The sequence below is a fragment of the Izhakiella australiensis genome, assembly GCF_002006995.1.
In the GTDB taxonomy this organism is placed as follows: Bacteria; Pseudomonadota; Gammaproteobacteria; order Enterobacterales; family Enterobacteriaceae; genus Izhakiella; species Izhakiella australiensis.
On the sequence record NZ_MRUL01000004.1, the window covers coordinates 105,331 to 131,307 of the forward strand.

Sequence of the window (25,977 nt, forward strand, 5' to 3'; positions counted from 1 at the left end):
ACCTTTATTACATGCCGCAAAGATAATCTGCCAGCGCGCGCTTTTCCGGGCGCGGCAGGTACGGTATTTCGCCCAGCAATGGCGCCGGAAGCTTCTCACTTAACACCTCAATAATGTCAGCGTAGTGCGCCAGTCCCGGGTTAATGCGATTCGCCACCCAACCCACCAGCGGCAAGCCATCCGCCAGAATCGCCTGAGAGGTCAGCAGCGCATGGCTAATACAGCCACTCTGGATACCAACCACCATAATCACGGGCAGCTGTTCCTGCACGACCCACTCGGAGAGTGGACGCAGATCGCTGAGCAAATTGCGCCAGCCGCCGGTGCCTTCGATAATAACCGTATCCGCCTGCGATGAAAGCGCGGCCAGTCCTTCGCTCAGCGCGGCATAATTGACCGCGCTGCCGCGCTGCGCGCTAACTTCGTCATCCTCGTAAGCCAGAGGATTGATCGCTTCATAGGACATCTCCAGGGTTGACGCGGCCTGAAGAACCAGTGCATCAGGATTGCGTAAACCCTCGGTGGTTTGCAGACTATTGCGGCCGATAGGCTTATATCCCACCACCCGCTTGCCCTGCGAGGACAGCTTTTGCATAAGCGCACAGCAGGCAACGGTTTTGCCGATTGCGCTGTCCGTTCCCGTCACGAATACCCTTTTCATTCTATTCTCCCCCAGAGTGCCACACCCCTCAACAGAACCAAATCACCGGGGCGAGCAAAAAGTGTAAGCAGAATAAAAGTAACGGAGATTGCGTTAGCGCAATGTTAACGTGAAAAAATCAGCCTTGTAACAATTGTATCAGCAGCGAACCTTCAAACAGCGCATCTTTAATCAGCGCGGCGCCGGGCAGCGTTCCCCGCCCTGCAATCTGCGATGCCTCCAGAGTCAGCGCGGCGCTATACGACGGTAAGGACTGCTGCATGATGGTGCGGCTGATAAGTGGATAAAGTAAAGAAGAGGCCTGATTTAACGGCGAACCTATTAATATTTTTTCTGGATGAAAGATATTAACCATCACCGCCAGCAGACGACCGACGCTTTCACCGACCTCCTGGATTAGCGAGCGCGCCAGCGGATCGCTATTCAGTGCCGCGCGACAGAGGGTTTCTATCGTCAACGGCTGATGATGAAGCGCAGAGGCAGTATCGCGCGCCATGCCCTCAGCGGCGCGCTCCAGCAGATGTGGAATGCTGGCCAGCGTTTCCAGGCAGCCATGGTTGCCGCAGTAGCACTGACGCCCCTGCGGCGCAATCTGCGTATGGCCAATTTCCACCAGCGATGACGTGCCGCGATGGAGAATTCGCCCGCCGGTTATGACGCCAGCGCCGACGTTGTCATCAATCACCAGATGAATAACATCGCGCGTGCCGCGCGCCGCGCCGAATAGCGCTTCAGCCAATGTCCAGCCATAGATATCATGTGCCAGATAAACCGGTAGCCCCATTCGCGCCGCTAAAAAAGGCGCCAGCGCAAGGTCTTTAACCGTATAAAACGGCATGCGGTGGATGACGCCAAGGCTGCCGTTAACCATGCCAGGAGAGGTAATCGCGATCGCCGTCAGCCGCTCCAGTTTACTCTGATTGCGGGTAAAAAAAGCGTCAATCTGCTCGGCGATCAGAAATTGCAATGGACGGACGTCGTCGAGCAGCAGCGGCTGCGTTTCCTCAACGATACAGCGGCTGCTGAGATCGCGTAGCGCCAGAATGAGCTCGCCGTTGCCGATGCGCAGAGCCAGATAGTGCCAGTTGCGCGTATCAAGAACCAGCCCGGTAGCCGGACGCCCACGGCTGGCCATTTCCTGAAATTCCGTTTCCTTTACCAGCTGCGCATCAACCATTTCGCGCACAATTTTGGTAATACTTGCCGGCGCCAGCTGGGCTTTTTTTGACAGTTCAATGCGCGATATGGGTCCGTGTTGGTCGATGAGGCGGTATACAACCCCAGCGTTTACCTTTTTTATCTGATCGATATGACCAGGTTTATTCTCCCCCAACACCTGTTACGCTCCGGTTATTTTCGCGCTTCAAAATAAAACTTTCGGTATGGTGAAACAGTTAAATTCGATCGTCAACTATTTGATTCGTTTTGTGATTTGCTGCACATATTCAGCCTCATCAGGCGACTATTTGCTCACCGCTAAGCAACGCAATCATCTGCGTCAGCGGCGCCCTTAGCTCACGCTGACGCGACCACACCAGCCAGACTTCAGAGCGCGCGTCAGCTTCTTTCAGCGTTTTCCAGATAACCTCCGGCGGCGATACACGGCGAAAAGAAGCCGGCAAAATGGAGATTCCCAGTCCGGCGGCCACCAGCCCCATAATCGTCATTGCCTCACCCACCTCCTGGGTGATGCACGGTGTGACCTGATAGCGATGCATCAGCGCCAGGGTTTCGCTGTAAAGCGCGGTTCCGACGTGAGGATCGAAAAAAACAAAGGGCTCGCTGCCCAGTTCACTGACCGAAAGCTGCGCCGCATGCGCTAACGGATGATCGCGGTGTAATAAAGCGCACAGCGGCTCACGCAGCAGCAAACGCCAGGCCAGTGAATCAGGCAGCTCGGTATTACGCATTACCCCCAGGTCGAGACGACCGTCACTTAACGGCTCCAGCTGCTGGCGCGTATTCAGTTCTTGCATCTGCAAATGGACGTCAGGATAGCGATAGCGGAAGTTTGATAGCGCTTCAGAGACCTGTGAAATAAAGGGCGATGATGAGGTAAAACCAATACGCAGTTCACCGCTGGTGCCGGCATGCAGGCGCGAGGCTTTTTCCGCCGCGCGGTTTACGCTGGCAAGAATCTGCCGGCTATCCAGCAAAAACTGCTCTCCTGCCGGCGTCAGCTCGACGCGGCGATTATTGCGGGCGAACAGGCGAGCATTAATCTGCTTCTCCAGCGTCTGGATCTGCTGGCTAAGGGGCGGCTGCGAGATATTAAGACGCTGAGCAGCCCGACCAAAATGTAGCTCTTCGGCAACGGCGATAAAATAACGCAAATGACGCAGTTCGATATGCATAGAATATCATTTCAGACAATTAATATATTAGACATCATACATACCGATCCTTATGCTTTAAAGCATTGCCGCCGCAATGTCGTAAAGGATTAATCGTGAGCCGTATCTCTGCGCCATCAACATTCGATCAGCCCGAACAACAACAATCGCGTTCAGTCACCGCCCCCCGGCAGCATTCAGCACAATACATTAAGCGCGGCACCCCCCAGTTTATCCGCGTCACACTGGCGTTATTCTCCGCCGGCCTGGCGACTTTTGCCCTGCTTTACTGCGTGCAGCCCATTTTGCCTCTGCTGTCACAGGAGTTTGGCGTATCCCCCGCCGCCAGCAGCCTGTCGCTCTCGGTTTCCACGGCGCTACTGGCGCTGGGCTTGCTGATAACCGGCCCGCTCTCCGACGCAATTGGGCGCAAATCAGTCATGGTTACCGCGCTGATGCTGGCGTCGGTCTGCACGTTGCTATCCGCCACCATGGCGAGCTGGCACGGCATTCTGCTGATGCGCGCGCTGACGGGTCTGGCGCTGAGCGGCGTCGCGGCGGTGGGTATGACCTACCTCAGCGAGGAAATTCATCCCAGCTTTATTGCCTTCAGCATGGGGCTTTATATCAGCGGTAACTCAATCGGCGGCATGAGCGGCAGGTTGCTCAGCGGGGTCATTGCTGACTTTTTCTCCTGGCGGGTGGCGATTGCCACCATCGGCTGCTTTGCACTGGCTTCAGCGCTAATGTTCTGGAAAATCTTGCCGCCATCACGCCATTTCCGCCCGTCATCTTTGCGGCCGAGAAGCCTGCTGATAAATTTTCGTCTGCACTGGCGCGATCGCGGGCTGCCGCTGCTGTTTGCCGAAGGCTTTTTACTGATGGGGTCGTTTGTCACCCTGTTTAACTATATCGGCTACCGACTTGTTAGCCCGCCGTGGTCGCTTAATCAGGCCATTGTTGGCCTGCTGTCGATTGTCTATCTCACCGGAACCTGGAGCTCACCCAAAGCCGGCGCCATGACCACGCGCTACGGTCGCGGCACGGTGGTGCTGTTTTCAACCGGCGTGATGCTGGCAGGACTTCTGCTGACGGCCTTCAGTTCGCTGTGGCTTATTCTGCCGGGCATGATGTTATTTTCCGCCGGGTTCTTCGCGGCGCATTCGGTCGCCAGCGGCTGGATTGGCCCGCGCGCGCGGCGGGCAAAAGGCCAGGCCTCTTCTCTTTATCTGTTTAGCTACTATCTGGGCTCCAGCCTTGCGGGTACCGCTGGCGGTCTGTTCTGGCACAATTTTGGCTGGCCCGGCATCACGATGTTTATTAGCGCGCTATTGGTCATTGCGCTGCTGATTGGCTTGCATCTGAAAAAAAGGGCTGTCTGAACCGGCTGGCGCGCTGCGCACAGCCGGAGTAACCGCGATTTTCCCCTGCCTGATAAATATACGCGGCGGCGTTGCAATCCTGAACTGACTGTTCAATAATCCTTTGTATGTTGTAACTAAATACGGGGTTCACATGTCGCGCTATCAGGCCATTGAACAGCTGCACCACACCATTGGCGAGCTGGAACGCTCGCTGAGCGTTTTGCGCCAGCAGCTGCAACAACTGCGCCTGCTCGCCGCCCGGGTTTTCGTCTTACCTGAGGTCGCCAGGGGTAAGGAGCATAACCCTCGCCCGCGAATAGAGGTGACCCAGCTGCTGGCGCAGGCGGCGCTTACGCAAGCGCTGCATCACTTCGGCCTGCTGTTCATGCAGCAGCAATCGGCACAGCGCAGCACTAAATCCGCCGTCAGGCTGCCCGGCGCGCTTTGTCTGGAAGCCCAGCAGCCGCAGGCAGAAGACTTACGTCGTCAGGTTGCGCATATTAACCAGCTAAAGCGGCGTCTGGAGCAGATAATTACCATTGAATCCGGCGTTGCCGCCGAGGAGCGCTTTGAGTTTGTCCACCAGCAGCTACCGGGGCTGATTACCCTTAATGCCTATCGCGCCATTACGCTGCTCGAGGCGCCGGACAGCGTCCGCTTCGGCTGGGCAAATAAGCAGATTATAAAAAAAGTGAACCGCGCTGAGCTGCGGGAAAAACTGCTGGCGAGTCTGAAAAGCGGCCGCAGCGCTGCGGGCTGGGATCGCGAAAGCTGGACGGCGAATCTGCAACAGGAAATAGCCTTACTGGAAGCACTACCGGACGACGTTCAGCTAAAAATTCGCCGGCCGGTAAAGGTCCAGCCGATAGCCCGAATCTGGCAGGCGGATAAGCAAAAGCAAACCCAGCTGGCCTGCCCTTCCCCCTTGCTGATTATCTGTCAGGATGCCAGCCAGCTACCTGCCCTTGGCGAACTACTCAACTATGATGAAAACAACATTAGTCACCGCCATAAACCGGCGGCGCAAACGCTATGGCCGCTGATCCCCCGCCTGCATCTGTTTGTCGACCGCCCACAGTAAAAAACCGGGCATCAGCCCGGTTTAGCCCAGCGGAAAACGGCGATTACTGCTTCATACTGCCAACCATATCTTCCGGACGCACCCAGGCGTCAAACTCCTCTTCGGTAAGATACCCAAGCTTCAGCGCCGAGCCTTTTAACGTCAGCCCCTCTTTATGGGCTTTTTTAGCGATTTCCGCCGCTTTGTCATAACCAATGTGGGTATTTAATGCGGTGACCAGCATCAGCGACTCGTTTAGCAGCTGGCTGATACGATCGCGGTTAGGCTCGATGCCGGTCGCGCAATGGTGATTAAAGCTATCCATGCCGTCCGCCAGCAGCCGAACGGATTGCAGGAAGTTATGGATAACCATCGGACGATAGACGTTCAATTCAAAATTGCCTGAAGCGCCGCCCATGTTTACCGCCACGTCATTACCCATCACCTGGCAGCAAAGCATCGTTACCGCTTCGCACTGGGTCGGGTTTACTTTACCCGGCATGATCGAGCTGCCCGGCTCATTTTCAGGAATAGCCAGTTCACCAATGCCGCAGCGCGGACCGGAAGCCAGCCAGCGCACGTCGTTAGCAATTTTCATCATTGATGCCGCCAGGCCTTTCAGCGCACCATGGGCATGCACCAGCGCGTCGCAGGTGGCCAGCGACTCAAACTTATTCGGCGCGGTAACGAACGGCTGGCCGGTAAGCGTTGCCAGCTCTTTAGCGACGCGAACGGCGTATTCAGGGTGAGTGTTTAACCCGGTGCCAACGGCGGTCCCCCCCAGCGCCAGCTCGGCCACGTGCGGAATGCTGTTTTCAATATGTTTGAGATTATGTTCCAGCATTGCCACCCAGCCGGAGATCTCCTGGCCCAGGGTCAATGGCGTCGCATCCTGCAAATGGGTACGACCAATCTTCACAATATCTTTGAAGGCCTCGGATTTCCCACTCAGGGTTTTCTTCAGTGTTTGCAGCTGCGGAATAAGTTGCTCGCGCACGGCAATAACGGCGGCAACGTGCATTGCGGTAGGAAACACGTCGTTAGAGCTCTGGCTTTTATTGACATCATCATTCGGATGAACAAGGCGTGACATGCCGCGCTCGCCGCCCAGTATTTCACTGGCGCGGTTGGCCAACACTTCATTCATATTCATGTTGGTCTGCGTGCCCGAACCGGTTTGCCAGATGGCCAGCGGAAACTCCTCGCCGTGTTGATTATCCAACACCTCATCCGCCGCTTTGACAATAGCTTCTGCACGCTCGGCTGCTAACAGCCCTAAATCCTGATTAACTTTTGCCGCTGCACGCTTGGTCAATGCCAGCGCATGAACCAGCGCGGTCGGCATTTTTTCCGTTGAAATACGAAAATGTTCCAGAGAGCGCTGAGTCTGCGCGCCCCATAGCTTATCAGACGGTACATCGATGGGCCCCATTGAGTCTTTTTCAATGCGATTGGCTACCATTACTGTCTCCTTAGCACAAATATTGAGTATTCACGGTGTTCCTCCCGCAGCAGGCGGAAAGTTCGCCGCACAGAGTGACATAGATCAACATTACATTATGCGACTCAGCCAAAGTTATTGCTGATTGAATGCCTTTTTCCCGGCTTTCTGTTTTAATACTCCACAATTATTTCACTGCCAATACGGGTACTTATCATGCAAAAATTAATCAATTCGCTGCAATATTATGCATGGGGCAGTAAAACAGCCTTAACCGAACTCTATCATATTGCCAACCCCGATAATCGCCCGCTGGCCGAACTTTGGATGGGCGCTCATCCGAAAAGTTCGTCGCAGATAGAGACACCGGCAGGCCAGCGCTCACTGCGTGAGGTTATTGCCGAAAATACCACTGCGATGCTCGGCGAAAAAGTCGCCCGCCGCTTTGGCGAACTGCCTTTTTTATTCAAGGTGCTGAGCGCAGCGCAACCGCTTTCGATCCAGGTTCACCCCAGTAAATCGGCCGCCGAAGCCGGCTTCGCCAAAGAAAACGCTGCCGGCATTGCGCTGGACGCGCCCGAACGTAACTATAAAGATGCCAATCATAAACCTGAGCTGGTATTCGCGCTGACGCCATTTAAAGCGATTAACGGTTTTCGCGAACAGGCAGAAATGGTTTCGCTGCTGCAGCCGGTAGCCGGTGCTCATCCCGCCATTGCCCACTTTTTACAGGCTCCCGACGAACAGCGCCTGAAACAGCTTTTTGCCGGCCTGCTTTCCATGGAGGGTGACAGCAAATCCCTCGCGCTCGGTGTGCTAAAAGCCGCGCTGAATAGCCAGCACGGTGAGCCATGGGAAACCATTCGCGCCATCGCCGTTGATTATCCGCATGATAATGGCCTGTTTTCACCGCTGCTGCTGAATGTTATTACTCTGCAACCCGGCGAGGCGATGTTTTTATTCGCTGAAACGCCCCATGCCTACCTCAACGGCGTCGCGCTGGAGGTGATGGCTAATTCTGATAACGTGCTGCGTGCAGGCCTGACGCCAAAATATATTGATATCCCGGAACTGTTAGCTAATCTCAAGTTTACGGCAAAACCCTTTGCATCTTTGCGCACCGAGCCGCAGAGCACAGGCAACAGCCTTATCTTCTCCATACCGGTTGAAGATTTTGCCTTTGCATTACATACCCTGAGCGCAGAACCTGCCGCCATCAGCCAGGAGAGTGCGGCAATCCTGTTCTGCGTTGAAGGTAAGGCGGTGGTCGCGCAGGGAGAACAGCGGATCACGCTGGCGCCGGGCGAATCCTGCTTTATTGCCGCCAACGAGTCGCCGGTGACCCTCGCTGGCACCGGACGCGTGGCGCGCGTTTATAATCAGCTGGATTAGGTCGAAAAGACAGGTTTTGAAATAGCTGTTATCATTCAATCTATTACTTATAAAACACCCCGCCGGAGTAGCCAGCAACAACCGGAAGGCGCACCGGCATGACGGAAAGGAAAGGATGTAGCGATGAAAAAGACCAAGATAGCGGTCGGCGTGGTGGTAGCACTCGGTGTAATCTGGATCGGCGGCGCCTGGTTAACAGGGAAAAAGCTGGAAGATAATCGTGACCAGGCTTTACAAAACGTCAACAGCTGGCTGCAACAGCAGCTGCCGCAGTCTCATCTGACTGTCAGCTATCAGGATTACCAGCGTGGCCTGTTTAGCAGCCACGTGAAGCTGGTCATACAATCAACCTCTCAAACCACCGACGATGCATTGTTGAAGCCCGGTCAGAGCGTCGTTTTTCAGGAAACGATCGATCATGGCCCCTTCCCGCTGGCCCAGTTAAAGAAATTCAACCTGATCCCCAGCATGGCTTCAGTTCACAGCGATCTGCAAAATACCGACCCGGTGCGCAAGCTGTTTGAGCTGACCAAGGATAAACCCTTTATTACCGCCGATACCCGCATTGGTTACAGCGGCGATACCTCCAGCGATATCCACCTGCTGCCGATTGATTATCAGGATGCCAACAGCGGCGATAGGCTGGCCTTTAACGGCGGCGACTTAACCATTTCTGCCGATAAGCAGGGTAATCAGGTAGATTACTCCGGCAATATCGACAGCCTTGCGGTTACCAGCAAAAACGCGATGGATATGCCGGTTCTGCTTACCTTTAATGGCATGACGTTTGACGGTAAAACCCATCTGGGCGCCGGCAATCTGCGCGTTGGCGACCAGACGCTGGCGCTGAAAAAATTCAATGCCAGCATTCAGGGTAAAGAAGTGTTCACCGCAGAAGGGCTGAAACTGCTTTCAGATTTCAAAAGCGATGATAAGAACATCAACGGACAGTTTGATTACAGCATGGACGCCCTGAAAATGCAGGGGCAGGATTTTGGCTCAGCGAAACTGACGTTGAAATTATCGCAGCTGGATGCCGATGCGCTGAAGACCTTCTCGGATAATTATCGCAATGAAATGCAGCCAGTTATCGACCAGCCGAATATAGATCCGCTGGTATTGCAGCAAAAATCCCGCGAGGTCTTTGCCAAAAATCTGCCGCTACTGCTGAAAGGTAATCCGGTTATCAGCATTGCGCCATTGAGCTGGAAAAATGCGAAGGGCGAGAGCACCTTTAACCTGACCGCCAGCCTGAGAGACCCGTCAACCGGTAAGCCTGCCGACGGTGGCGATATCAACCAGGCCGCTGACAACGTGGTCAAATCGCTGGATGCTAAGCTGGTTATTCCTATGGCGATGGCAACCGAAACCATGACTCACGTGGGCATGGCGGAAGGTAATAGCGAAGAGCAGGCTGCCAAACTTGCCGACCAGCAGGTCAAAGGCTTTGCCGCCATGGGGCAAATGTTTAAGCTCACTACCCAGCAGGATAATGATATCGTCGCCAGCCTGCATTTTGCCGACGGTCAGGTGGAGATGAACGGCGAAAAAATGCCGCTCGACCAGTTTATCAATCGCTATCTGCCAGGGGGCGTGACGCCGGACGGCATGCCGCAATAATCCAGACTGAATGCAGAGCGCGCTACGGCGCGCTTTTTTTTTGCTGGTCATTTGCGCAAACAAATTAATTTGTTGCGCAAACTGCTGGCATCATTCGTCCCGATGTTTTTATAATCTTCTGCACTTCTAAAGCCGATAAGATAAGAGAGTGCTCAGTGATCGTTCATGACCTTCCCCTGACAGACCTTCATCGCCATCTGGATGGCAATATCCGTGCGCAAACTATTCTCGATTTAGGCCGCCAGTTTAATATTGCCCTGCCGGCGACAGATATTGACAGCCTGCGGCCTCACGTTCAGGTTACCGAAACCGAGCCGGATCTGGTGAGCTTTCTGAACAAGCTCGACTGGGGCGTGAAGGTGCTGGGTTCGCTTGACGCCTGTCGCCGGGTGGCAATGGAAAACGTTGAAGATGCTGCACGCGCAGGCATTCATTATGCTGAGCTGCGCTTCTCCCCCGGCTATATGGCAATGACGCATAACCTGCCGGTAAGCGGCGTGGTCGAAGCGGTGGCCGACGGCATCAAAACCGCCAGTCGCCAGCTGCCGATCGAGGTCCGTTTGATTGGCATCATGAGCCGGACCTTTGGTGAAGAAGCCTGCCTGCGCGAACTGGAAGGACTGCTGGCCCACCGCGATGCGATTACCGCCGTTGACCTTGCCGGTGACGAGCTGGGCTTTCCCGGCAGTGAATTCCTGACGCATTTCAATCGCGCGCGCGATGCCGGCTTCCATGTAACGATCCACGCCGGTGAAGCGGCGGGCGCTGACAGTATCTGGCAGGCGATTCGCGAACTGGGGGCAGAACGCATTGGACACGGCGTCAAAGCGGTTGACGATCCGGCGCTGATGGCGTTTCTCGCTGAACATGGTATCGGTATCGAATCCTGTCTGACCTCCAATATCCAAACCAGCACCGTCGCCTCACTGGCCAGCCATCCGCTAAAAAAATTCCTCGACCACGGCATCCTTGCCACGCTGAACACCGACGATCCGGCGGTTCAGGGCATCGAACTACCCTATGAATATCAGGTTGCGGCGCCCGCCGCCGGGCTGTCGCCGGCGCAAATACGCAAGGCTCAGGAAAATGGCCTGACGATCGCATTCCTCAGCGAAGCGGAAAAGCAGGCATTACGCCAGCGCGTTGCCGGTTAAAGGTAAAAAAAAGCCCCCTTATGCTAAGGGGGCGGGATATATTGCCAGTCGGTGTACTGTAGGGCTTATTTACAGGAAAGCGTCTGGCGCTTTTCCGAAGACTGCAATCCAAGCTCGATCAGTTCCATAACCTGAATAGCTTCGTCAGCGCTAACCGGATTGGCACCCTCTCCCCTGACCGCATCACGGATGGCGGCATAATAGGCCGGATAGTTGCCGGGAATAGTCAACAGGCTTTTCTCAACCATCGTCTCTCCCTCAGTCAGGGTCAGCACGCCATCTCGCATATCATAACCCCATTCCTGCTGCGGTGGCCGGGCGCCCGATTTAAGACTGTCTTCCTGCGGATCCAGCCCGTATTTGATGTAGCTGCCGCGGGTGCCATGCAGCTGATAGCGCGCTGACTCGGCGGCAACCATCATGCTGGCATGCAGGACTACGCGTTTCTGCGGGTAGATTAATACCGCGTGAAAATAGTCGGTGGTTTGCGCACCGGGCCGCAGTTCGGTCATATCAACGTTGATTGCGACCGGCGAGCCAAACAGCTGTAGCGCCTGATCCAGCAAATGCGGTCCTAAATCATACCAGATACCGCTTCCCGCGCCCTTCTGTTCACGCCAGCGCTGACGCACTTCCGGACGGAAGCGGTCAAAGTGCGATTCAAAATAGCGAATTTCACCTAAGGTACCTTCAGCCAGCAGATTCTTAACCGTCAGAAAATCGCTGTCCCAGCGGCGGTTATGAAATACTGAAAGCAGCAATCCTTTCGACTGCGCCAGCGCATTTAGCTCATGGGCTTGTGACAACGTCACGGTGAAGGGTTTATCCACCACTACGTGCTTGCCGGCATTCAGGGCGGCTTTTGCCAATGGGAAGTGGGTGTCATTCGGCGTCGGAATAACGATAACCTGCAACGAAGGATCGTCAAATAACGTCTGCGGATCGGCCACAACCTTTACCGATGGCCAGTCGGCATGCACTTTAGCAGCATCGCTACTGGATACCGCCGCCAGCTCCATTTCCGCCGTTCCGGCGATTAATGGCGCATGGAATGTTTTGCTGGCAAAGCCGTAACCGACCAGGCCAACACGAATTTTATCGCTCATTTGAGTTCCTCTCGTTCACTTACCCGATTGATTTAAGTCGAAAGCGCGATGCAGAACAAGGCGGAATACGCTGAAAGATTATTTTTGCCCGGACAAAGCACAGCTGAACAAATAATAAAAGCCGAAGGATAGCTAACCCTTCGGCTTTTGGTTGGCTGAAAACCGGCTAGCTTAGCCGTTTCACCGGCGCGTTTTGCTGGCGATCCCAGAGTACGGTGAGCAAGCGCTGCAGCGCGATAAATACAAACAGCAGAATCCCAATGGCAATCTTAGTCCACCACGAGCTCAGGGTACCGTCAAAATTTATCCAGGTCTGGATTAACCCCTGAATTAACACACCAAACAGGGTGCCAAGTACGGTTCCCACACCGCCGGAGAGCAGCGTACCGCCAATCACCACGGAAGCAATGGCGTCAAGTTCAACGCCCAGCCCGGCCAGCGCATAGCCTGCGGAGGTATAAATGGAAAAAACGATCCCGGCCAGCGTCGCCAGCATTGATGACAGCATATAAATACGCACGGTGGTACTGCGCGTGGAAATGCCCATCAGCTGCGCCGAGCTGATGCTTCCCCCCAGTGCATAGACCTGATTACCAAAGCGCGAACGATGGGCCAGGACAATTCCAAAGGCCACCACCAGCAGCATAATCACCGCCAGCAGGCTAAGGCGACCGCCGCCCGGCATTTTCCAGGCCAGGCTGGACAAGGTCGCATACAGCGGATGATCGATCGGAATTGAGCTTTCTGACACCAGGTAGCTACTGCCGCGCAGGAAAAACATGCCGGCCAGGGTAATGATAAACGCTGGAATTTTCAGCGCGTCGATCAGCAACCCCATCAGCGCGCCAAAAGCGCCGCCCAAAACCAGCATAATGGCGAATGCCAGCCAGGGATCTATCTGCCAGTCACCGATCATGCGCGCCAGACAAACGCCGGTAAAGGCAATCACCGCGCCCACTGACAGGTCGATTCCTCCCGACAAAATCACGAAGGTCATCCCTACCGCGATAATACCAAGGAACGCATTATCGGTAAGAATGTTGCAAATCACGCGGGTGGAGGCGAAGCCTGGAAACTGCGTCAGGCAGAACAGATAGCCGAGCACAAATACCAGCAGCGTAATAATTAAAGGCAGGTGGCGTTTCACGATCGCGCTCTCCTTTTCAACAGTTGCAGAAAGCGCGGTGACTGCAACATCAGCACCACCATGACGACCACGGCCTTCACCACCTGATTAAGCTCCGGCGGGAAGCCAGATAGCAGGATGCCGGTGTTCATTGACTGGATAATCAGCGCGCCGACCAGCGACAGGAAAATAGTAAAGCGTCCGCCCATTAACGATGCCCCGCCGATGACCACCGCCAGAATCGCATCCAGCTCCAGCCACAGACCGGCATTATTCGCATCCGCGCCGCGAATATCCGCGGTGACGATAAGCCCGGCCACCGCAGCGCATAAACCGCTGATAATATAGGTGCTCATTACCACCAGCCAGCCCGTTACGCCGGCGTTACGCGCTGCGCGCAGGTTGATGCCTACGGCTTCGATAAACAGGCCCAGCGCCGTTTTGCGCGTCAGCAACCAGACCAGCAGCGCCATCAGCAAGGTTACCCATACCGGTACCGGTAAAAACCACAGCGCGCCGCTGCCCACCCATGCCAGCGAATGGCTGTCGAAAGTGACGATTTGCCCCTGGGTGATTAACTGCGCGATCCCCCTGCCCGCCACCATCAAAATCAGCGTGGCGACAAAAGGCTGAATACGCAATATTGCCACCAGTATTCCGTTCCACATGCCGCAGGCAATGCCGGTTGCCAGCGTCGCCAGAATCACCAGGCCCAGGGAATACCCGGCAACCGTCATGGCCGCCGCCGTCGCGCCCGCAATCGCCATGACCGCACCAACCGACAGGTCAATACCGCCGGTGGCGATCACCAGCGTCATGCCGATCGCCAACAACGCGACCGGTGCGGCACGGTTAAGAATATCAATCGGACTGCCAAACAGGCGCCCATCCTGTAAATGAACAGCAAAAAAGTTGTGGGCCACCAGGCTGTCAACGATCAGTACCAGAATCAGCGCGACAATCTGCGGGGTGCCTTTCGGCCATTTGCGCTTTGACTTTGCCGATCTTTCCGGCGTCAGGTGAGACTCAAACATGTTGTTCTCCTCCCGCTGCAATGGCGTTAACTATTGATGCCACCGACAAACGTTCAAGGGGTATTTCAGCCACCTGCTGACGCTCGCGCAAAATCACGACCCGGTCGGCATAGCCCACCAGTTCCTCCAGCTCAGAAGAAATAACCAGCAGCGCCAGCCCGTCCGCACACAGGGTTTCTATCAATCGAATAATTTCCGCATGGGCGCCGACATCAATGCCGCGCGTGGGTTCGTCGAGTATCAGAAATTGCGGCCGCGTGACCAGCCAGCGTGATAGCAACACCTTTTGCTGGTTGCCGCCGGAGAGCAGTTCAATGGGCTGCTCACTATCCGGCGTGCGAATGCCTAAGCGCTTGATAAAGCGTTCGGCAATCTCTTGCTGCTCGCGGCGTTTAATTGGCCGTAGCCAGCCACGCTGCGCCTGCAGCGCCAGAATGATGTTTTCTCTGACCGATGCGGCGCCAATGATACCGTCAGTTTTACGGTCTTCCGGACAGAAGCCGATGCCTAAGCGTGACGCCTGAGCCGGATTGCGGATCGCGCGTGGCTTGCCTTTAATCCGCGCGCTAGCGCCTTTATCCGCCCGGCGGATACCAAACAATAGTTCGGCCGTTTCGGTCCGTCCCGATCCCAGCAGTCCGGCGAGACCAACCGCTTCGCCGGGGCGAACCTGCAGGTCAAACGCTGACAGCGTTCCTTTTTTGCCATAATTGGTAAATTCCACCAGCGGCGTCTCGCTTTTAATCGTACGCCCGGCGCGCTGCAGCGCCGTTTCCAGCAGCTCGCGACCGAGCATCAGCTTGATCAACTCAAGCTGAGGCAACGCATCACAATCACGCGTCGCGATAAACTGACCATTGCGTAAGACGGTAATACGGTCGCAGACGCGATAAACCTGGTCGAGAAAATGGGTAACGAAAATCAGGCTCATCCCGCGCGCTTTCAGGGTTTCCATCAAGGAGAACAGCATCTCAACTTCGCTGGCATCAAGGCTGGCGGTCGGTTCATCAAGAATCAGTACCTGGGCTGAAAGGTCGACCGCCCGACAAATCGCCACAATTTGCTGCATGGCGACCGAGTACTGCCCCAGCTGGCGGCTGACATCCAGTTCGAACCCGTAGCTGTTTAACAGCTTACGGGCATTGGCATTCATAGTTTTACGATCGATTAAACCAAAGCGTCGCGGTTCGCGACCGATAAATAAGTTATCTGCGACGGACATATTAGGCAGCAGGTTGACCTCCTGATAAACAGTGCCAATTCCCAGCTGCTGCGCTTCTGCGGTATTACGGGCGTGAATCGCCTTTCCCTCCAGGGTAATAGTGCCGCCGTCACGCTGATAAACGCCGGTAAGCACTTTAATCAGGGTCGATTTACCGGCGCCGTTCTCCCCCAACAGCGCCATGATTTCACCACGCCTTACAGATAAGGAAACATTGTCTAACGCCTTGACGCCGGGAAAATTTTTGCTGACGTTTTCAATACTAAGCAGAACCGGCTGTGTTGCACTTTGCGAGGTCATAAAATGCGTCTCAGTCAATGAAAAAAGCCGCCTGCGTTAGCAAGCGGCGGGCAGCAGAATTAATATCCCATGCCTTTTTTCTTATCCAGTTGCGATTGCGCTTCCGGCTGCAGGTACAAACGGGATTCTGTTTTAATAATCTTCGGCGGCATGGTGCCGTCTTTGCGGAATTTTTCCAGTGCGTCAAACGCCGGACCGGCCATATTCGGCGTTAGCTCAACGTTCGCATTCGCTTCGCCTGCCAACATAGCGCGGTAAATATCCGGTACGCCATCAATTGAGCCGGTAAGAATATCCTTACCTGGCTTCAGGCCGGCCTCTTTTATCGCCTGAATAGCGCCGATGGCCATATCATCGTTGTGGGCATAAACCATGCAAATATTTTTGCCGTTGTTTTCCGCTTTGATAAAGCTTTCCATTACCTCTTTACCTTTACTGCGGGTAAAGTCACCGGACTGAGAGCGGATAATTTTTATATTGGAATGACCGGCAATGGCATCAGCAAATCCTTTTTTACGGTCGATAGCTACGCTGGCCCCCACGGTTCCCTGCAGTTCAACCACGTTACAGGGCTTATTGCCGATATCTTTTACCAGCCAGTCACCGATTAATTTACCTTCATAAACGTTGTCTGCGGTGACGACCGCCATATACAGGGATTTATCTTTAACAGTAATGGCGCGATCGAGTAAAAATACCGGGATTTTGGCATCTTTGGCTTCTTCAAGCACCGGCTCCCAGCCTGTCTGCACCACCGGTGCAATAAAGATGGCATCGACGCCCTGCGCAATAAAAGATCGAACGGCTTTAATCTGGTTTTCTTGTTTTTGCTGGCCATCGGCAATCTTCAGGGTTATTCCGCGCTTTGCCGCTTCGCTTTTTGCCACCGTGGTTTCCGCGGCGCGCCAGCCTGACTCTGAACCTACCTGGGAAAAACCAACGGTAAGATTTTCAGCCAGCGCGGCTCCGCTGAATGTTGCACTGATTAACGTGGTTAAGAGTAAACGCTTCCACATGATTTTTTATCCTCTGAGGCGGAGATTATTAGGGGTACAAAAGCAATTAGAGCTTGTACCATTAGCGGCAAAACTATTTAGACAAAGCTCACAAAACCGAACTAATAAAAGGAGTTACGCCAAAATCACCTCAGGAAACCGCCAAATTCCTGCCGGTGAAAAATAAAAAAGTTTGGCGACAGGAAACGATAAGTGTCACAAAGATAAGCGGTTATCCTGACCACAAAGATGAAAACGATTACAGCCCACGCTGGCGCAGAGCGCTAACCAACTGTTAATGTATTTTTTAAAAAATGTGACACCCGCCACAATGCGCCCAGCGGCCCGATTGAAACGCAACGCAGAATTGATCTATCGAACACGGTTTATATTGGCGATTTGTTGTATTCAGGTTTTACATTGTCAGATTAAAATAGAGTTTGATGGCGAATATCTCAGCCGCACGTCACCTTCTGAGCTAACTATTTTTGAGTCAGCTGTGCTGCCGGTTGAACTTGCATTTTTATCACGCACTCTTAAGCGTAATTCTTAAATTCGCTATTTTTTACGGTTTTCTCTGTAGAAGAGATAAAACCACAACATATACTTGTAGCTCTCGCAGGCAGGACAACATACCAACATCATGACAGTTCACGATTATCTGTTAAAATTTCGCAAAGTTAGTAGCCTCGACAGCCTTGAAAGACTTTTCGATCATCTCAACTACTCGCTGACCGACGAACAGGACATCATCAACATGTATCGTGCCGCCGACCATCGGCGTGCGGAACTGGTTTCCGGTGGCCGCCTGTTCGATTTGGGCCAGGTGCCAAAATCAGTCTGGCACTACGTCGTTTAAATTAGCGCGGGCTGATGAATTTCACTGAAAATCACGTATAATCGCGCCTCTGTTGCCGGCGGCGGTAATCTTCCCGCGGCTAATCATGAGGGGTTGTTTTGACACTGGAATCAAAACCGCGCATCGGTGGCTGGTTGTGGTTGCCGTTTATCTGGCTGATTTTAACGCTGCTTGCCAGTACGCTGGTACTTGCCCGTTATTGCATCTGGCTGCTGAGCGATCAAGTGTGGCACGAGCTGCTGATGCAATCGCATACGCTGCTGATTCAGGTGGTGGCCTCGCTGGTAACGGCGATTGGCGTATGGATTTACAGCGGCTGGATCACCTGGCTTTTTTACCAACGCTCAAGCCGCCTGCCGCGTCATTATATTATATGGCTGCTGTTAACGGTTGCGCTGGCGCTTAAAAGCTGGGCCTTCTCGCCGGTAAGCGAGGCGATTGCCACGCGAAATCTGCTGATTTCGCTGCTGGCGGCGGCAATTTTCGCCATTTATCTGCGACGTTCGGCAAGAGTTAAAGCGACCTTTATCGGGCGTTAATCGTCGTTTAATACGACGAGTTTATTCAATAGTGCTTTCTGTATGGGTTTACGGACTAACCCTGGGGTTGAGCGGTTGTCGCTGGCGGTTGGATCGCCGATAATAACCGCTTTCGTTGTTCAGGCTAAACCATGACCGAATACCTGCTGTTATTTGTTGGCACCGTTCTGGTGAATAATTTTGTCCTGGTGAAGTTCCTTGGCCTTTGTCCTTTTATGGGTGTTTCCAAAAAGCTGGAAACGGCAATTGGCATGGGGCTCGCCACAACCTTTGTGATTACCCTGGCCTCGATCTGCGCGTGGCTGGTTAATCATCTGATCCTTGTTCCCCTTGATCTGACCTATCTGCGCACCATGGCGTATATTCTGGTGATCGCGGTTGTGGTGCAATTTACTGAAATGGTGGTGCGTAAAACCAGCCCCGGTCTTTATCGCCTGTTAGGCATTTTTCTGCCGCTGATCACCACTAACTGTGCCGTGCTGGCCGTTCCGCTGCTGAGCGTAAATCTCAGCCATAGCTTTTTGCAGGCGGCGGTATTTGGCTTCAGCGCTTCACTCGGCTTCTCGCTGGTAATGGTACTGTTTGCCGGCCTGCGTGAGCGCCTGGTTCTGGCTGACGTGCCCGCGCCGTTTAAAGGTAACTCTATCGCGCTGATCACCGCCGGGCTGATGGCTCTGGCCTTTATGGGCTTCACCGGGCTGGTAAAATTCTGATGAGTGCAATCTGGATCGCTATTGCTGTACTTAGCGCACTGAGTCTGTTTTTTGGCGGTCTGCTTGGCTACGCTTCGCGCCGGTTTAAAGTTGAAGATGACCCTATCGTCGAGAAAATTGACGCGCTGCTGCCGCAGAGTCAATGCGGCCAGTGCGGTTATCCCGGCTGCCGCCCGTACGCAAACGCGGTTGGCAACAATGGCGAAGCGATTAATAAATGCGCGCCCGGCGGCGAGCAAACCATGCTTAAACTGGCGACGCTGCTGAATATCGAACCGCAGCCCATCGACGGTGACGATGAGGCCCGTGAACCGGTAAGAAAGGTGGCGTGGATCGACGAGGCCAACTGCATCGGCTGCACCAAATGCATTCAGGCCTGCCCGGTTGATGCCATCGTCGGCGCTACCCGCGCCATGCACACCGTACTAAGCGATGTCTGCACCGGCTGCGATCTCTGCGTAGCACCCTGCCCAACCGACTGCATTGAAATGCGACCAGTTGCCGTTACCCCTGCCAGCTGGAAATGGAATTTAGACACCATTCCGGTGCGCGTGCTTCCTGCGGATAGCCATGCTTAACCTGCTAAAGCTGTTTAAACAAGATCGCATCTGGGATTTCGACGGCGGTATTCATCCGCCGGAGATGAAAACCCAGTCTAGCGGCACGCCTCTGCGTCAGCTGCCGCTGGCGTCGCGCTTTATTATTCCGCTAAAGCAGCATATTGGTCACGACGGCGAAATCTGCGTCAAGCCCGGAGATAAAGTGCTGCGCGGTCAACCACTCACCTTTGGCCAGGGTCGGATGCTGCCTGTCCATGCGCCAACCTCCGGCACAATAGAGGCGATAGCCCATCATATGACAGCTCACCCTTCCGGGCTGAGCGAGCTCTGTATTTTCCTCGAAGCGGACGGCGAGGATCGCTGGGCGCCACGTAATTCTCTGGCAGATTATCAGCAGCGGCCCCGCGCCGATCTCATTGCTCATATTCATCAGGCTGGCATCGCCGGACTTGGCGGCGCCGGTTTTCCTACCGCGCTTAAGCTAAAGGGCGGACAAAACAGCACCAGAACGTTAATTATCAACGCCGCAGAGTGTGAGCCTTATATTACCGCCGACGATCGCCTGATGCAGGACTGCGCCGCTGAAGTCGTGGAAGGAAGTCGTATCCTCGCCTGGATTTTACAGGCAGATAAAACCATGATCGGTATTGAGGATAATAAACCGCAGGCCATTAGCGCGCTGAAGCAGGCTCTGGCTGGCAGCGACGATATACAGCTGCGCGTCATCCCGACTAAATACCCGTCAGGCGGCGCCAAACAGCTGACAAAAATCCTCACCGGTAAAGAAGTTCCTCACGGCGGTCGTTCGTCAGATATTGGCGTGCTGATGCAAAACGTCGGCACGGCCTATGCCGTTAAGCGTGCGGTTATCGACGGCGAGGCGCTTACCGAACGCGTGGTGACGCTAACCGGTGAGGCGCTAGCGCAGCCGGGCAACGTCTGGGGACGCCTTGGTACCCCGGTTAGCCATCTGCTGCACCATGCCGGCTTTACGCCGCAGTCTGAGCAGATGGTGATCATGGGCGGTCCACTGATGGGCTTCACCCTGCCCGCGCTGGATGTGCCGGTGGTTAAGATAACCAACTGCCTGCTGGCGCCATCCGGCGACGAGATCGGTAAACCTGAAGAAGAGCAGCCCTGCATTCGCTGCAGCGCCTGTGCTGACGCCTGCCCGGCAGCGCTGCTGCCGCAGCAGCTTTACTGGTATAGCCGCGGCGGTGACCATGACAAAGCCCGGGCCCATCATCTGGATGATTGCATTGAATGCGGCGCCTGCGCCTACGTTTGCCCCAGCAATATTCCTTTGGTTCAGTATTATCGCCAGGAAAAAGCCGAACTCAGGGCCATAGATCTGGAAGTACGGCGAACCGCTGAAGCAAAAGCGCGTTTTGAAGCCCGCCAGAACCGCCTTGAGCGTGAAAAAGAGGCCCGTGAAGCCCGCCATCAGCAGGCAAAAACGGCTGTCGGTGAACGGGATCAGCAGGCTATTAGCGCCGCACTGGCTCGGGTTAAAGCTAAAAATAATCAGGCAGCGCAGCCCGTTGAAGTGCAAGCCGGCAGCACGCCGGATAACAGCGCAATAATAGCCCAGCGCGAAGCGCGTAAAGCCCAGGCGCGCGCGCGGCAGGCGGAAAGACAGAGCGAGATCGATCCGGTCGCCCGACAAAGTAGCGACCCGCGCAAGGCGGCAGTGGAAGCGGCCATTGCGCGCGCGAAAGCCAAAAAAGCCGCGCTGACGGCCCCTGAGAATGAAGAAAGTGGCGCGCAGTCGCCCGCCGTCGACCCGCGCAAGGCGGCAGTGGAAGCGGCCATTGCGCGTGCGAAAGCTAAAAAAGCCGCGCTGACAGCCCCTGAGAATGAAGAAAGTGGCGCGCAGCCGCCCGCCGTCGACCCGCGCAAGGCGGCAGTGGAAGCAGCCATTGCGCGTGCGAAAGCTAAAAAAGCCGCGCTGACAGCCCCTGAGAATGAAGAAAGTGGCGCGCAGCCGCCCGCCGTCGACCCGCGCAAGGCGGCAGTGGAAGCAGCCATTGCGCGTGCGAAAGCTAAAAAAGCCGCGCTGACAGCCCCTGAGAATGAAGAAAGTGGCGCGCAGCCGCCCGCCGTCGACCCGCGCAAGGCGGCAGTGGAAGCAGCCATTGCGCGTGCGAAAGCTAAAAAAGCCGCACAACAACGGAATCAAGAGGAATAAATGGCGTTTCGCATTGCAAGCTCCCCCTATACCCACAACCACCGCAGCACCAGCAAAATCATGCTGCTGGTGCTGATAGCCGCTATCCCCGGTATAGCGGCACAGTGGTATTACTTTGGCTGGGGTAACCTGATACAGGTTGCGATCGCGATCGTCACCGCGCTGGCGGCGGAAGGTCTGGCGTTAAAATTGCGCAACAGTCCGGTGCTACCGTCCTGGAGCGATTACTCAGCGGTGCTGACTGCCCTGCTGCTGGGAATCAGTATCCCTTCACTTGCCCCCTGGTGGATGGTGGTTATAGGTACCGCCTTTGCAATTATTATTGCCAAACAGCTCTATGGCGGTCTGGGCCAGAATCCGTTCAATCCCGCCATGATTGGCTATGTAGTGCTGCTGATATCGTTTCCGGTTCAGATGACCAGCTGGCTACCACCGACTGAGCTACAGGCATCAAGCGCAGGTTTCGTTGACTCGCTGGCGGTAATATTCAGCGGCCACAGCCTGAGCGGTGAAAGCCTGCACCAGCTGCGCGAAGGGATTGATGGTATCAGCCAGGCGACGCCGCTGGATAATTTTAAAACCGGATTGACCGCCGGTCATCACGCCAGTCAGCTGCTCGCTCAGCCTATTTACAGCGGCGTACTGGCGGGCCTTGGCTGGCAGTGGATCAACGTTGGCTTTCTGCTCGGCGGCCTGTTCTTAATCAGTCGCAATACTATTCGCTGGCATATCCCGCTGAGTTTTCTGCTGTCGCTAACGCTATGCGCCGCTATCGGCTGGCTGATTGCGCCGGATAAGTTCGTGTCGCCGTTGATTCATCTGTTTTCTGGCGCCACGATGCTGGGTGCCTTTTTTATCGCCACCGATCCGGTCACAGCGTCCACCACCAACAAGGGACGTCTGATATTTGGCGCTCTGATTGGCCTGCTGGTATGGCTAATTCGCAGCTTCGGCGGCTATCCTGACGGCGTAGCTTTTGCCGTGCTGCTGGCTAACATTACCGTGCCGCTAATAGATTACTATACGCAACCACGCGTTTACGGTCACAGGAAGGAGTAAACATGCTGGATGCGATTCGTAAAAATGGCGTAACGCTTGCGGTTTTCGCCGCCATCACCACCGGCATGACGGCGGTAATTAATGCGGTGACCAAACCCACTATCGAACATCAGAGCGAGCTGGCGCAAAAAGCGCTGCTTGATCAGGTGGTGCCGCCGGATATTTATAACAATAAGCTGCAGCAGGAATGTTACATTGTCACGGATAAGGCGCTGGGAAATATGAACCCTCACCACCTTTATCTGGCGCGTAAAAACGGCAAACCGGTCGCGGTAGCTATTGAAACCACCGCCCCCGATGGTTATTCCGGCAATATCCAGATGCTGGTTGGCGCTGATTTTAAGGGAAAAGTGTTGGGGACCCGGGTTGTTGAGCACCATGAAACCCCAGGCCTGGGAGATAAAATTGATTTGCGTATTTCCGATTGGATTTTATCTTTCAATGGTAAAGTCATTCATGGCAGCGCCGATACGCAATTTGCGGTAAAAAAAGATGGCGGTGATTTCGACCAGTTTACCGGCGCGACTATTACTCCGCGTGCGGTGGTTAACGCAGTTAAACGCACCACGCTTTATGTGGAAACCCTGCCACCTCAACTGGACTCACTGACGGCTTGTGGAGAGCAATAATGAGCGAAGCTAAGAATCTGCTAATTGGCGGACTGTGGAAAAATAATTCTGCGCTGGTACAGCTGCTGGGCCTCTGCCCTTTGCTGGCGGTAACGTCCACAGCGACCAATGCGCTGGGCCTTGGGCTGGCAACGACGCTGGTGCTGACTTGCACCAATAGCGGAATATCGCTTTCCCGCCGCTGGGTGCCTTCGGAAATCCGCATCCCAATTTACGTGATGATCATCGCGGCAGTTGTCAGCTGCGTACAGATGCTGATTGCCGCCTGGGCGCCAGAGCTGAATCAGTCTTTGGGCATTTTTATTCCGCTGATTGTCACCAACTGTATTGTTGTCGGACGGGCGGAAGCCGTGGCCTCTAAAAGCAGCGTGCCGCTTGCCGCGCTGGATGGCATGGCAATTGGCCTTGGCGCCACCAGCGTGATGGTGGTCCTTGGCTCGATTCGCGAAATTATCGGCAACGGCACGATTTTCAACGGCGCCGACCAGCTGCTTGGCCCGTGGGCGAAGGCAATGCGCATTGAGGTCTTTCATTTTGACTCGCCAATGCTGCTGGCGATGCTGCCGCCAGGTGCTTTTATCGGGCTTGGCATGCTGCTGGCGTGTAAATATCTGATCGACAAAAAAATGAAACAGCGTGCGGCCCTGCGCGCTGAGCAACAGCAGACGGCTGGCGCTGAACTGAAAGGACAAACGGGAAGTGCCGCGTGAATAAAGCAAAACGTCAGCAGATACTGGAACGTCTGCGCGCAGATAATCCCCACCCAACAACCGAGCTGAATTTTTCCTCGCCTTTTGAACTGCTGATCGCGGTTTTACTTTCAGCGCAGGCGACGGATGTAAGCGTGAATAAAGCCACCGCCCGCCTTTATCCCGTGGCCAATACGCCGCAGGCAATGCTGGCGCTTGGCGTGGACGGCGTAAAGGAATACATCAAAACCATCGGCTTGTTTAACAGCAAAGCAGAAAATGTGATTAAAACCTGTCGCCTGCTGCTGGAAAAACACGGCGGCGAAGTTCCGGAAGACCGGATGGCGCTGGAAGCACTGCCCGGCGTCGGGCGCAAAACGGCAAACGTCGTGCTGAATACCGCCTTTGGCTGGCCGACGATTGCCGTCGATACGCATATTTTTCGCGTTTCAAACCGCACGCGCTTTGCGCCAGGTAGTAATGTCGAGCAGGTTGAAGATAAGCTGCTTAAAGTCGTACCTTCAGAGTTCAAAATTGACTGTCACCATTGGCTTATTCTCCACGGCCGTTATACCTGCGTAGCGCGCAAACCCCGCTGCGGCGCCTGCATTATTGAAGACCTGTGCGAATACGATCAGAAAACGGAAATCGCCTGACGCCCGTATTCGGACGTCAGGCCTACTGCTTTTAGTCGCTTATCGATGGCGCTTACCACCTGCCGGTTTCCTTTATGACTTATCCTTCAGCGCCCGCAGTTGCTGCAGGGCCTCGGTAAGAATTTTGGCGGCCTGCTTCTGCGCCTCGTCACTACTTTGGTGCCAGTTGTGCATCTCACCGCGCAGTGCGTGCAGCGCGTCCATCAATTGCGGCGTGAATACCTGACGCTGCTCACGCATCGCCTGATTAAACGACTCACTTTGTCGGGCAAACATTTCCAGCTTAGCCAATAGCGCCTCAGCCGCCGGACGATTCTCTTCCAGCCAGCGCTCTCCCTCTGATGAAATGGCATAGCGCTTGCGGCTGCCCTCGGGCTGTACGCTGACATAACCAACGTCTTCCATGTAGCTCATTGCCGGATATATCACACCGGGGCTCGGCGTATAAAAGCCCCCGCTGCGTTCCGCAAGCAGTTTAATCAGCTCATAGCCGTAGCTGGGCTGCTGTTTAAGCAGGCTGAGTAATAAAAGCTGCAGTTCTTCAGCGCCAAACTTGCGGCCGCGAACAAAAGATGGCCGCCCTGCGCCACGCCCGCCTTCTGCGGAAAACATACCGCCCGGACCACCGCGAGAACGCCCGCCGCCGCGGCCGATAAAATGCATGTGGTGTGGAAAATCGCCTCTGGCGTGATGCAGACGGAACATAGCCTCACGCCACTCCGACTCAATCATCTGCTGTTCATCATCATGGCAATCATCTTCCCGCCGCTGACGCGGGTGGCAATGATCATGGTAAAAGCGTGCGTGGTCACGGTGCCCTTTAAACATATGACGAAACATAGTTATCTCCTGAGTTACTATCGTAAGATACACAACCTTATATATCTTACGATAGTTAATTGCAAGCTCTCTGCCGAACAGGACTTCTCAGGAGCAAGACAAAGGGATTTTCAGCGTAGAAATAACAAAACAAAAATATTGTACTGACTTAACATTGAATGACTATTTTTTACTCTTAATTAAAAGCAAAACTCATAGATAAACTTCTTTTACAATTCAAAACTACTGCAAATTTTATGACTTTGATCACATGATTTCGCCATAGATGCCACAACGACGCTTTTTAATAGTTTTTAGTCATATTTGACGCCAAAAATTCAAAATAAAAATCCACATCCTGCTACAAATTCAGGCATTAAGTTCATAAAAAGAACAAACAGCAACATCATCTAAAATATAAATAAAAATCAGCCACTCATCAAAATAATAAACCATAA

24 protein-coding genes are annotated in these 25,977 nt (G+C 54.3%); 14 read left to right on the forward strand and 10 right to left on the reverse strand.

The window, feature by feature from the left end; genetic code table 11:
- Nucleotides 1-7: 7 nt before the first annotated feature.
- The 3 genes from bioD to BTJ39_RS08300 all read right to left on the reverse strand — a co-directional run bounded on the left by bioD (nucleotide 8) and on the right by BTJ39_RS08300 (nucleotide 3,015).
- On the reverse strand, nucleotides 8-661 hold the full coding sequence (bioD, locus tag BTJ39_RS08290) for a dethiobiotin synthase (RefSeq protein ID WP_078002212.1): 654 nt from the start codon (nucleotides 659-661) through the stop codon (nucleotides 8-10).
- Nucleotides 662-779: 118 nt separating this feature from the next.
- Nucleotides 780-1,997 (reverse strand): sugar metabolism global transcriptional regulator Mlc, encoded by a 1,218-nt coding sequence (mlc, locus tag BTJ39_RS08295; RefSeq protein ID WP_078002213.1) that lies wholly within the window; start codon nucleotides 1,995-1,997, stop codon nucleotides 780-782.
- 118 nt (nucleotides 1,998-2,115) lie between these two features.
- Nucleotides 2,116-3,015: a LysR family transcriptional regulator gene (locus BTJ39_RS08300; protein ID WP_078002214.1), complete on the reverse strand. Its 900-nt coding sequence runs from the start codon at nucleotides 3,013-3,015 to the stop codon at nucleotides 2,116-2,118.
- A 92-nt stretch (nucleotides 3,016-3,107) separates the two neighbouring features.
- Here BTJ39_RS08300 and BTJ39_RS08305 point away from each other — a divergent pair, with 92 nt between their 5' ends.
- On the forward strand, nucleotides 3,108-4,376 hold the full coding sequence (locus BTJ39_RS08305; RefSeq protein ID WP_422386032.1) for an MFS transporter: 1,269 nt from the start codon (nucleotides 3,108-3,110) through the stop codon (nucleotides 4,374-4,376).
- Between the two features lie 133 nt (nucleotides 4,377-4,509).
- Nucleotides 4,510-5,439 carry a DNA replication terminus site-binding protein gene (tus, locus tag BTJ39_RS08310; protein ID WP_078002216.1) on the forward strand — a complete coding sequence of 310 codons (930 nt, stop codon included), beginning with the start codon at nucleotides 4,510-4,512 and terminating at the stop codon, nucleotides 5,437-5,439.
- 43 nt (nucleotides 5,440-5,482) lie between these two features.
- Here the strand turns inward: tus and fumC are convergent, their stop codons facing one another.
- The gene (gene fumC / locus BTJ39_RS08315; protein WP_078002217.1) at nucleotides 5,483-6,880 is read right to left on the reverse strand and encodes a class II fumarate hydratase; all 1,398 of its coding nucleotides are present in this window, start codon (nucleotides 6,878-6,880) and stop codon (nucleotides 5,483-5,485) included.
- A gap of 195 nt (nucleotides 6,881-7,075) precedes the next feature.
- On the opposite strand from fumC, the gene manA reads away from it, so the two are divergent.
- The 3 genes from manA to add all read left to right on the forward strand — a co-directional run bounded on the left by manA (nucleotide 7,076) and on the right by add (nucleotide 11,025).
- Nucleotides 7,076-8,251 (forward strand): mannose-6-phosphate isomerase, encoded by a 1,176-nt coding sequence (gene manA / locus BTJ39_RS08320; protein WP_078002218.1) that lies wholly within the window; start codon nucleotides 7,076-7,078, stop codon nucleotides 8,249-8,251.
- A 123-nt stretch (nucleotides 8,252-8,374) separates the two neighbouring features.
- Entirely contained in the window at nucleotides 8,375-9,871 is a 1,497-nt protein-coding gene (locus BTJ39_RS08325) for a YdgA family protein (RefSeq protein ID WP_078002219.1), read from the forward strand.
- Nucleotides 9,872-10,026: 155 nt separating this feature from the next.
- On the forward strand, nucleotides 10,027-11,025 hold the full coding sequence (add, locus tag BTJ39_RS08330; RefSeq protein ID WP_078002220.1) for an adenosine deaminase: 999 nt from the start codon (nucleotides 10,027-10,029) through the stop codon (nucleotides 11,023-11,025).
- 65 nt (nucleotides 11,026-11,090) lie between these two features.
- On the opposite strand, the gene BTJ39_RS08335 is transcribed toward add, so the two are convergent.
- The 5 genes from BTJ39_RS08335 to ytfQ all read right to left on the reverse strand — a co-directional run bounded on the left by BTJ39_RS08335 (nucleotide 11,091) and on the right by ytfQ (nucleotide 16,829).
- A complete protein-coding gene (locus BTJ39_RS08335; RefSeq protein WP_078002221.1) occupies nucleotides 11,091-12,131 on the reverse strand; it encodes an oxidoreductase in 1,041 nt (346 codons plus the stop codon).
- Between the two features lie 166 nt (nucleotides 12,132-12,297).
- Entirely contained in the window at nucleotides 12,298-13,281 is a 984-nt protein-coding gene (gene yjfF / locus BTJ39_RS08340; protein WP_078002222.1) for a galactofuranose ABC transporter, permease protein YjfF, read from the reverse strand.
- Entirely contained in the window at nucleotides 13,275-14,291 is a 1,017-nt protein-coding gene (gene ytfT / locus BTJ39_RS08345; RefSeq protein ID WP_078002223.1) for a galactofuranose ABC transporter, ATP-binding protein YtfT, read from the reverse strand. Before ytfT ends, yjfF begins: the two co-directional genes overlap by 7 nt.
- A complete protein-coding gene (locus tag BTJ39_RS08350) occupies nucleotides 14,284-15,813 on the reverse strand; it encodes a sugar ABC transporter ATP-binding protein (RefSeq protein WP_078002224.1) in 1,530 nt (509 codons plus the stop codon). The genes ytfT and BTJ39_RS08350 overlap by 8 nt, the downstream gene beginning before the upstream one ends.
- A 59-nt stretch (nucleotides 15,814-15,872) precedes the next feature.
- Nucleotides 15,873-16,829 carry a galactofuranose ABC transporter, galactofuranose-binding protein YtfQ gene (gene ytfQ / locus BTJ39_RS08355; RefSeq protein ID WP_078002225.1) on the reverse strand — a complete coding sequence of 319 codons (957 nt, stop codon included), beginning with the start codon at nucleotides 16,827-16,829 and terminating at the stop codon, nucleotides 15,873-15,875.
- Nucleotides 16,830-17,451: 622 nt separating this feature from the next.
- Between ytfQ and ydgT the strand changes: the two genes are divergently transcribed.
- The 9 genes from ydgT (at nucleotide 17,452) to nth (ending at nucleotide 24,700) form a co-directional block, all read left to right on the forward strand.
- A complete protein-coding gene (gene ydgT / locus BTJ39_RS08360; protein WP_078002226.1) occupies nucleotides 17,452-17,667 on the forward strand; it encodes a transcription modulator YdgT in 216 nt (71 codons plus the stop codon).
- 98 nt (nucleotides 17,668-17,765) lie between these two features.
- Complete coding sequence (locus BTJ39_RS08365) at nucleotides 17,766-18,206, forward strand: DUF2569 domain-containing protein (RefSeq protein ID WP_078002227.1); 441 nt, start codon at nucleotides 17,766-17,768, stop codon at nucleotides 18,204-18,206.
- Between the two features lie 131 nt (nucleotides 18,207-18,337).
- The gene (gene rsxA, locus BTJ39_RS08370; RefSeq protein ID WP_078002228.1) at nucleotides 18,338-18,919 is read left to right on the forward strand and encodes an electron transport complex subunit RsxA; all 582 of its coding nucleotides are present in this window, start codon (nucleotides 18,338-18,340) and stop codon (nucleotides 18,917-18,919) included.
- The gene (gene rsxB / locus BTJ39_RS08375) at nucleotides 18,919-19,497 is read left to right on the forward strand and encodes an electron transport complex subunit RsxB (protein ID WP_078002229.1); all 579 of its coding nucleotides are present in this window, start codon (nucleotides 18,919-18,921) and stop codon (nucleotides 19,495-19,497) included. The genes rsxA and rsxB overlap by 1 nt, the downstream gene beginning before the upstream one ends.
- On the forward strand, nucleotides 19,490-21,667 hold the full coding sequence (rsxC, locus tag BTJ39_RS08380; protein ID WP_078002230.1) for an electron transport complex subunit RsxC: 2,178 nt from the start codon (nucleotides 19,490-19,492) through the stop codon (nucleotides 21,665-21,667). The genes rsxB and rsxC overlap by 8 nt, the downstream gene beginning before the upstream one ends.
- Nucleotides 21,668-22,726: an electron transport complex subunit RsxD gene (gene rsxD / locus BTJ39_RS08385; RefSeq protein ID WP_078002231.1), complete on the forward strand. Its 1,059-nt coding sequence runs from the start codon at nucleotides 21,668-21,670 to the stop codon at nucleotides 22,724-22,726.
- A 2-nt stretch (nucleotides 22,727-22,728) separates the two neighbouring features.
- Nucleotides 22,729-23,355: an electron transport complex subunit RsxG gene (rsxG, locus tag BTJ39_RS08390; protein WP_078002232.1), complete on the forward strand. Its 627-nt coding sequence runs from the start codon at nucleotides 22,729-22,731 to the stop codon at nucleotides 23,353-23,355.
- The gene (locus BTJ39_RS08395; RefSeq protein ID WP_078002233.1) at nucleotides 23,355-24,065 is read left to right on the forward strand and encodes an electron transport complex subunit E; all 711 of its coding nucleotides are present in this window, start codon (nucleotides 23,355-23,357) and stop codon (nucleotides 24,063-24,065) included. Before rsxG ends, BTJ39_RS08395 begins: the two co-directional genes overlap by 1 nt.
- Nucleotides 24,062-24,700, forward strand: coding sequence for an endonuclease III (gene nth / locus BTJ39_RS08400; protein ID WP_078002234.1), 639 nt, complete (start codon nucleotides 24,062-24,064; stop codon nucleotides 24,698-24,700). Before BTJ39_RS08395 ends, nth begins: the two co-directional genes overlap by 4 nt.
- Before the next feature lie 72 nt (nucleotides 24,701-24,772).
- Here nth and BTJ39_RS08405 read toward each other — a convergent pair whose 3' ends face one another.
- The gene (locus BTJ39_RS08405) at nucleotides 24,773-25,540 is read right to left on the reverse strand and encodes a PadR family transcriptional regulator (RefSeq protein WP_078002235.1); all 768 of its coding nucleotides are present in this window, start codon (nucleotides 25,538-25,540) and stop codon (nucleotides 24,773-24,775) included.
- Nucleotides 25,541-25,977 lie beyond the last annotated feature (437 nt).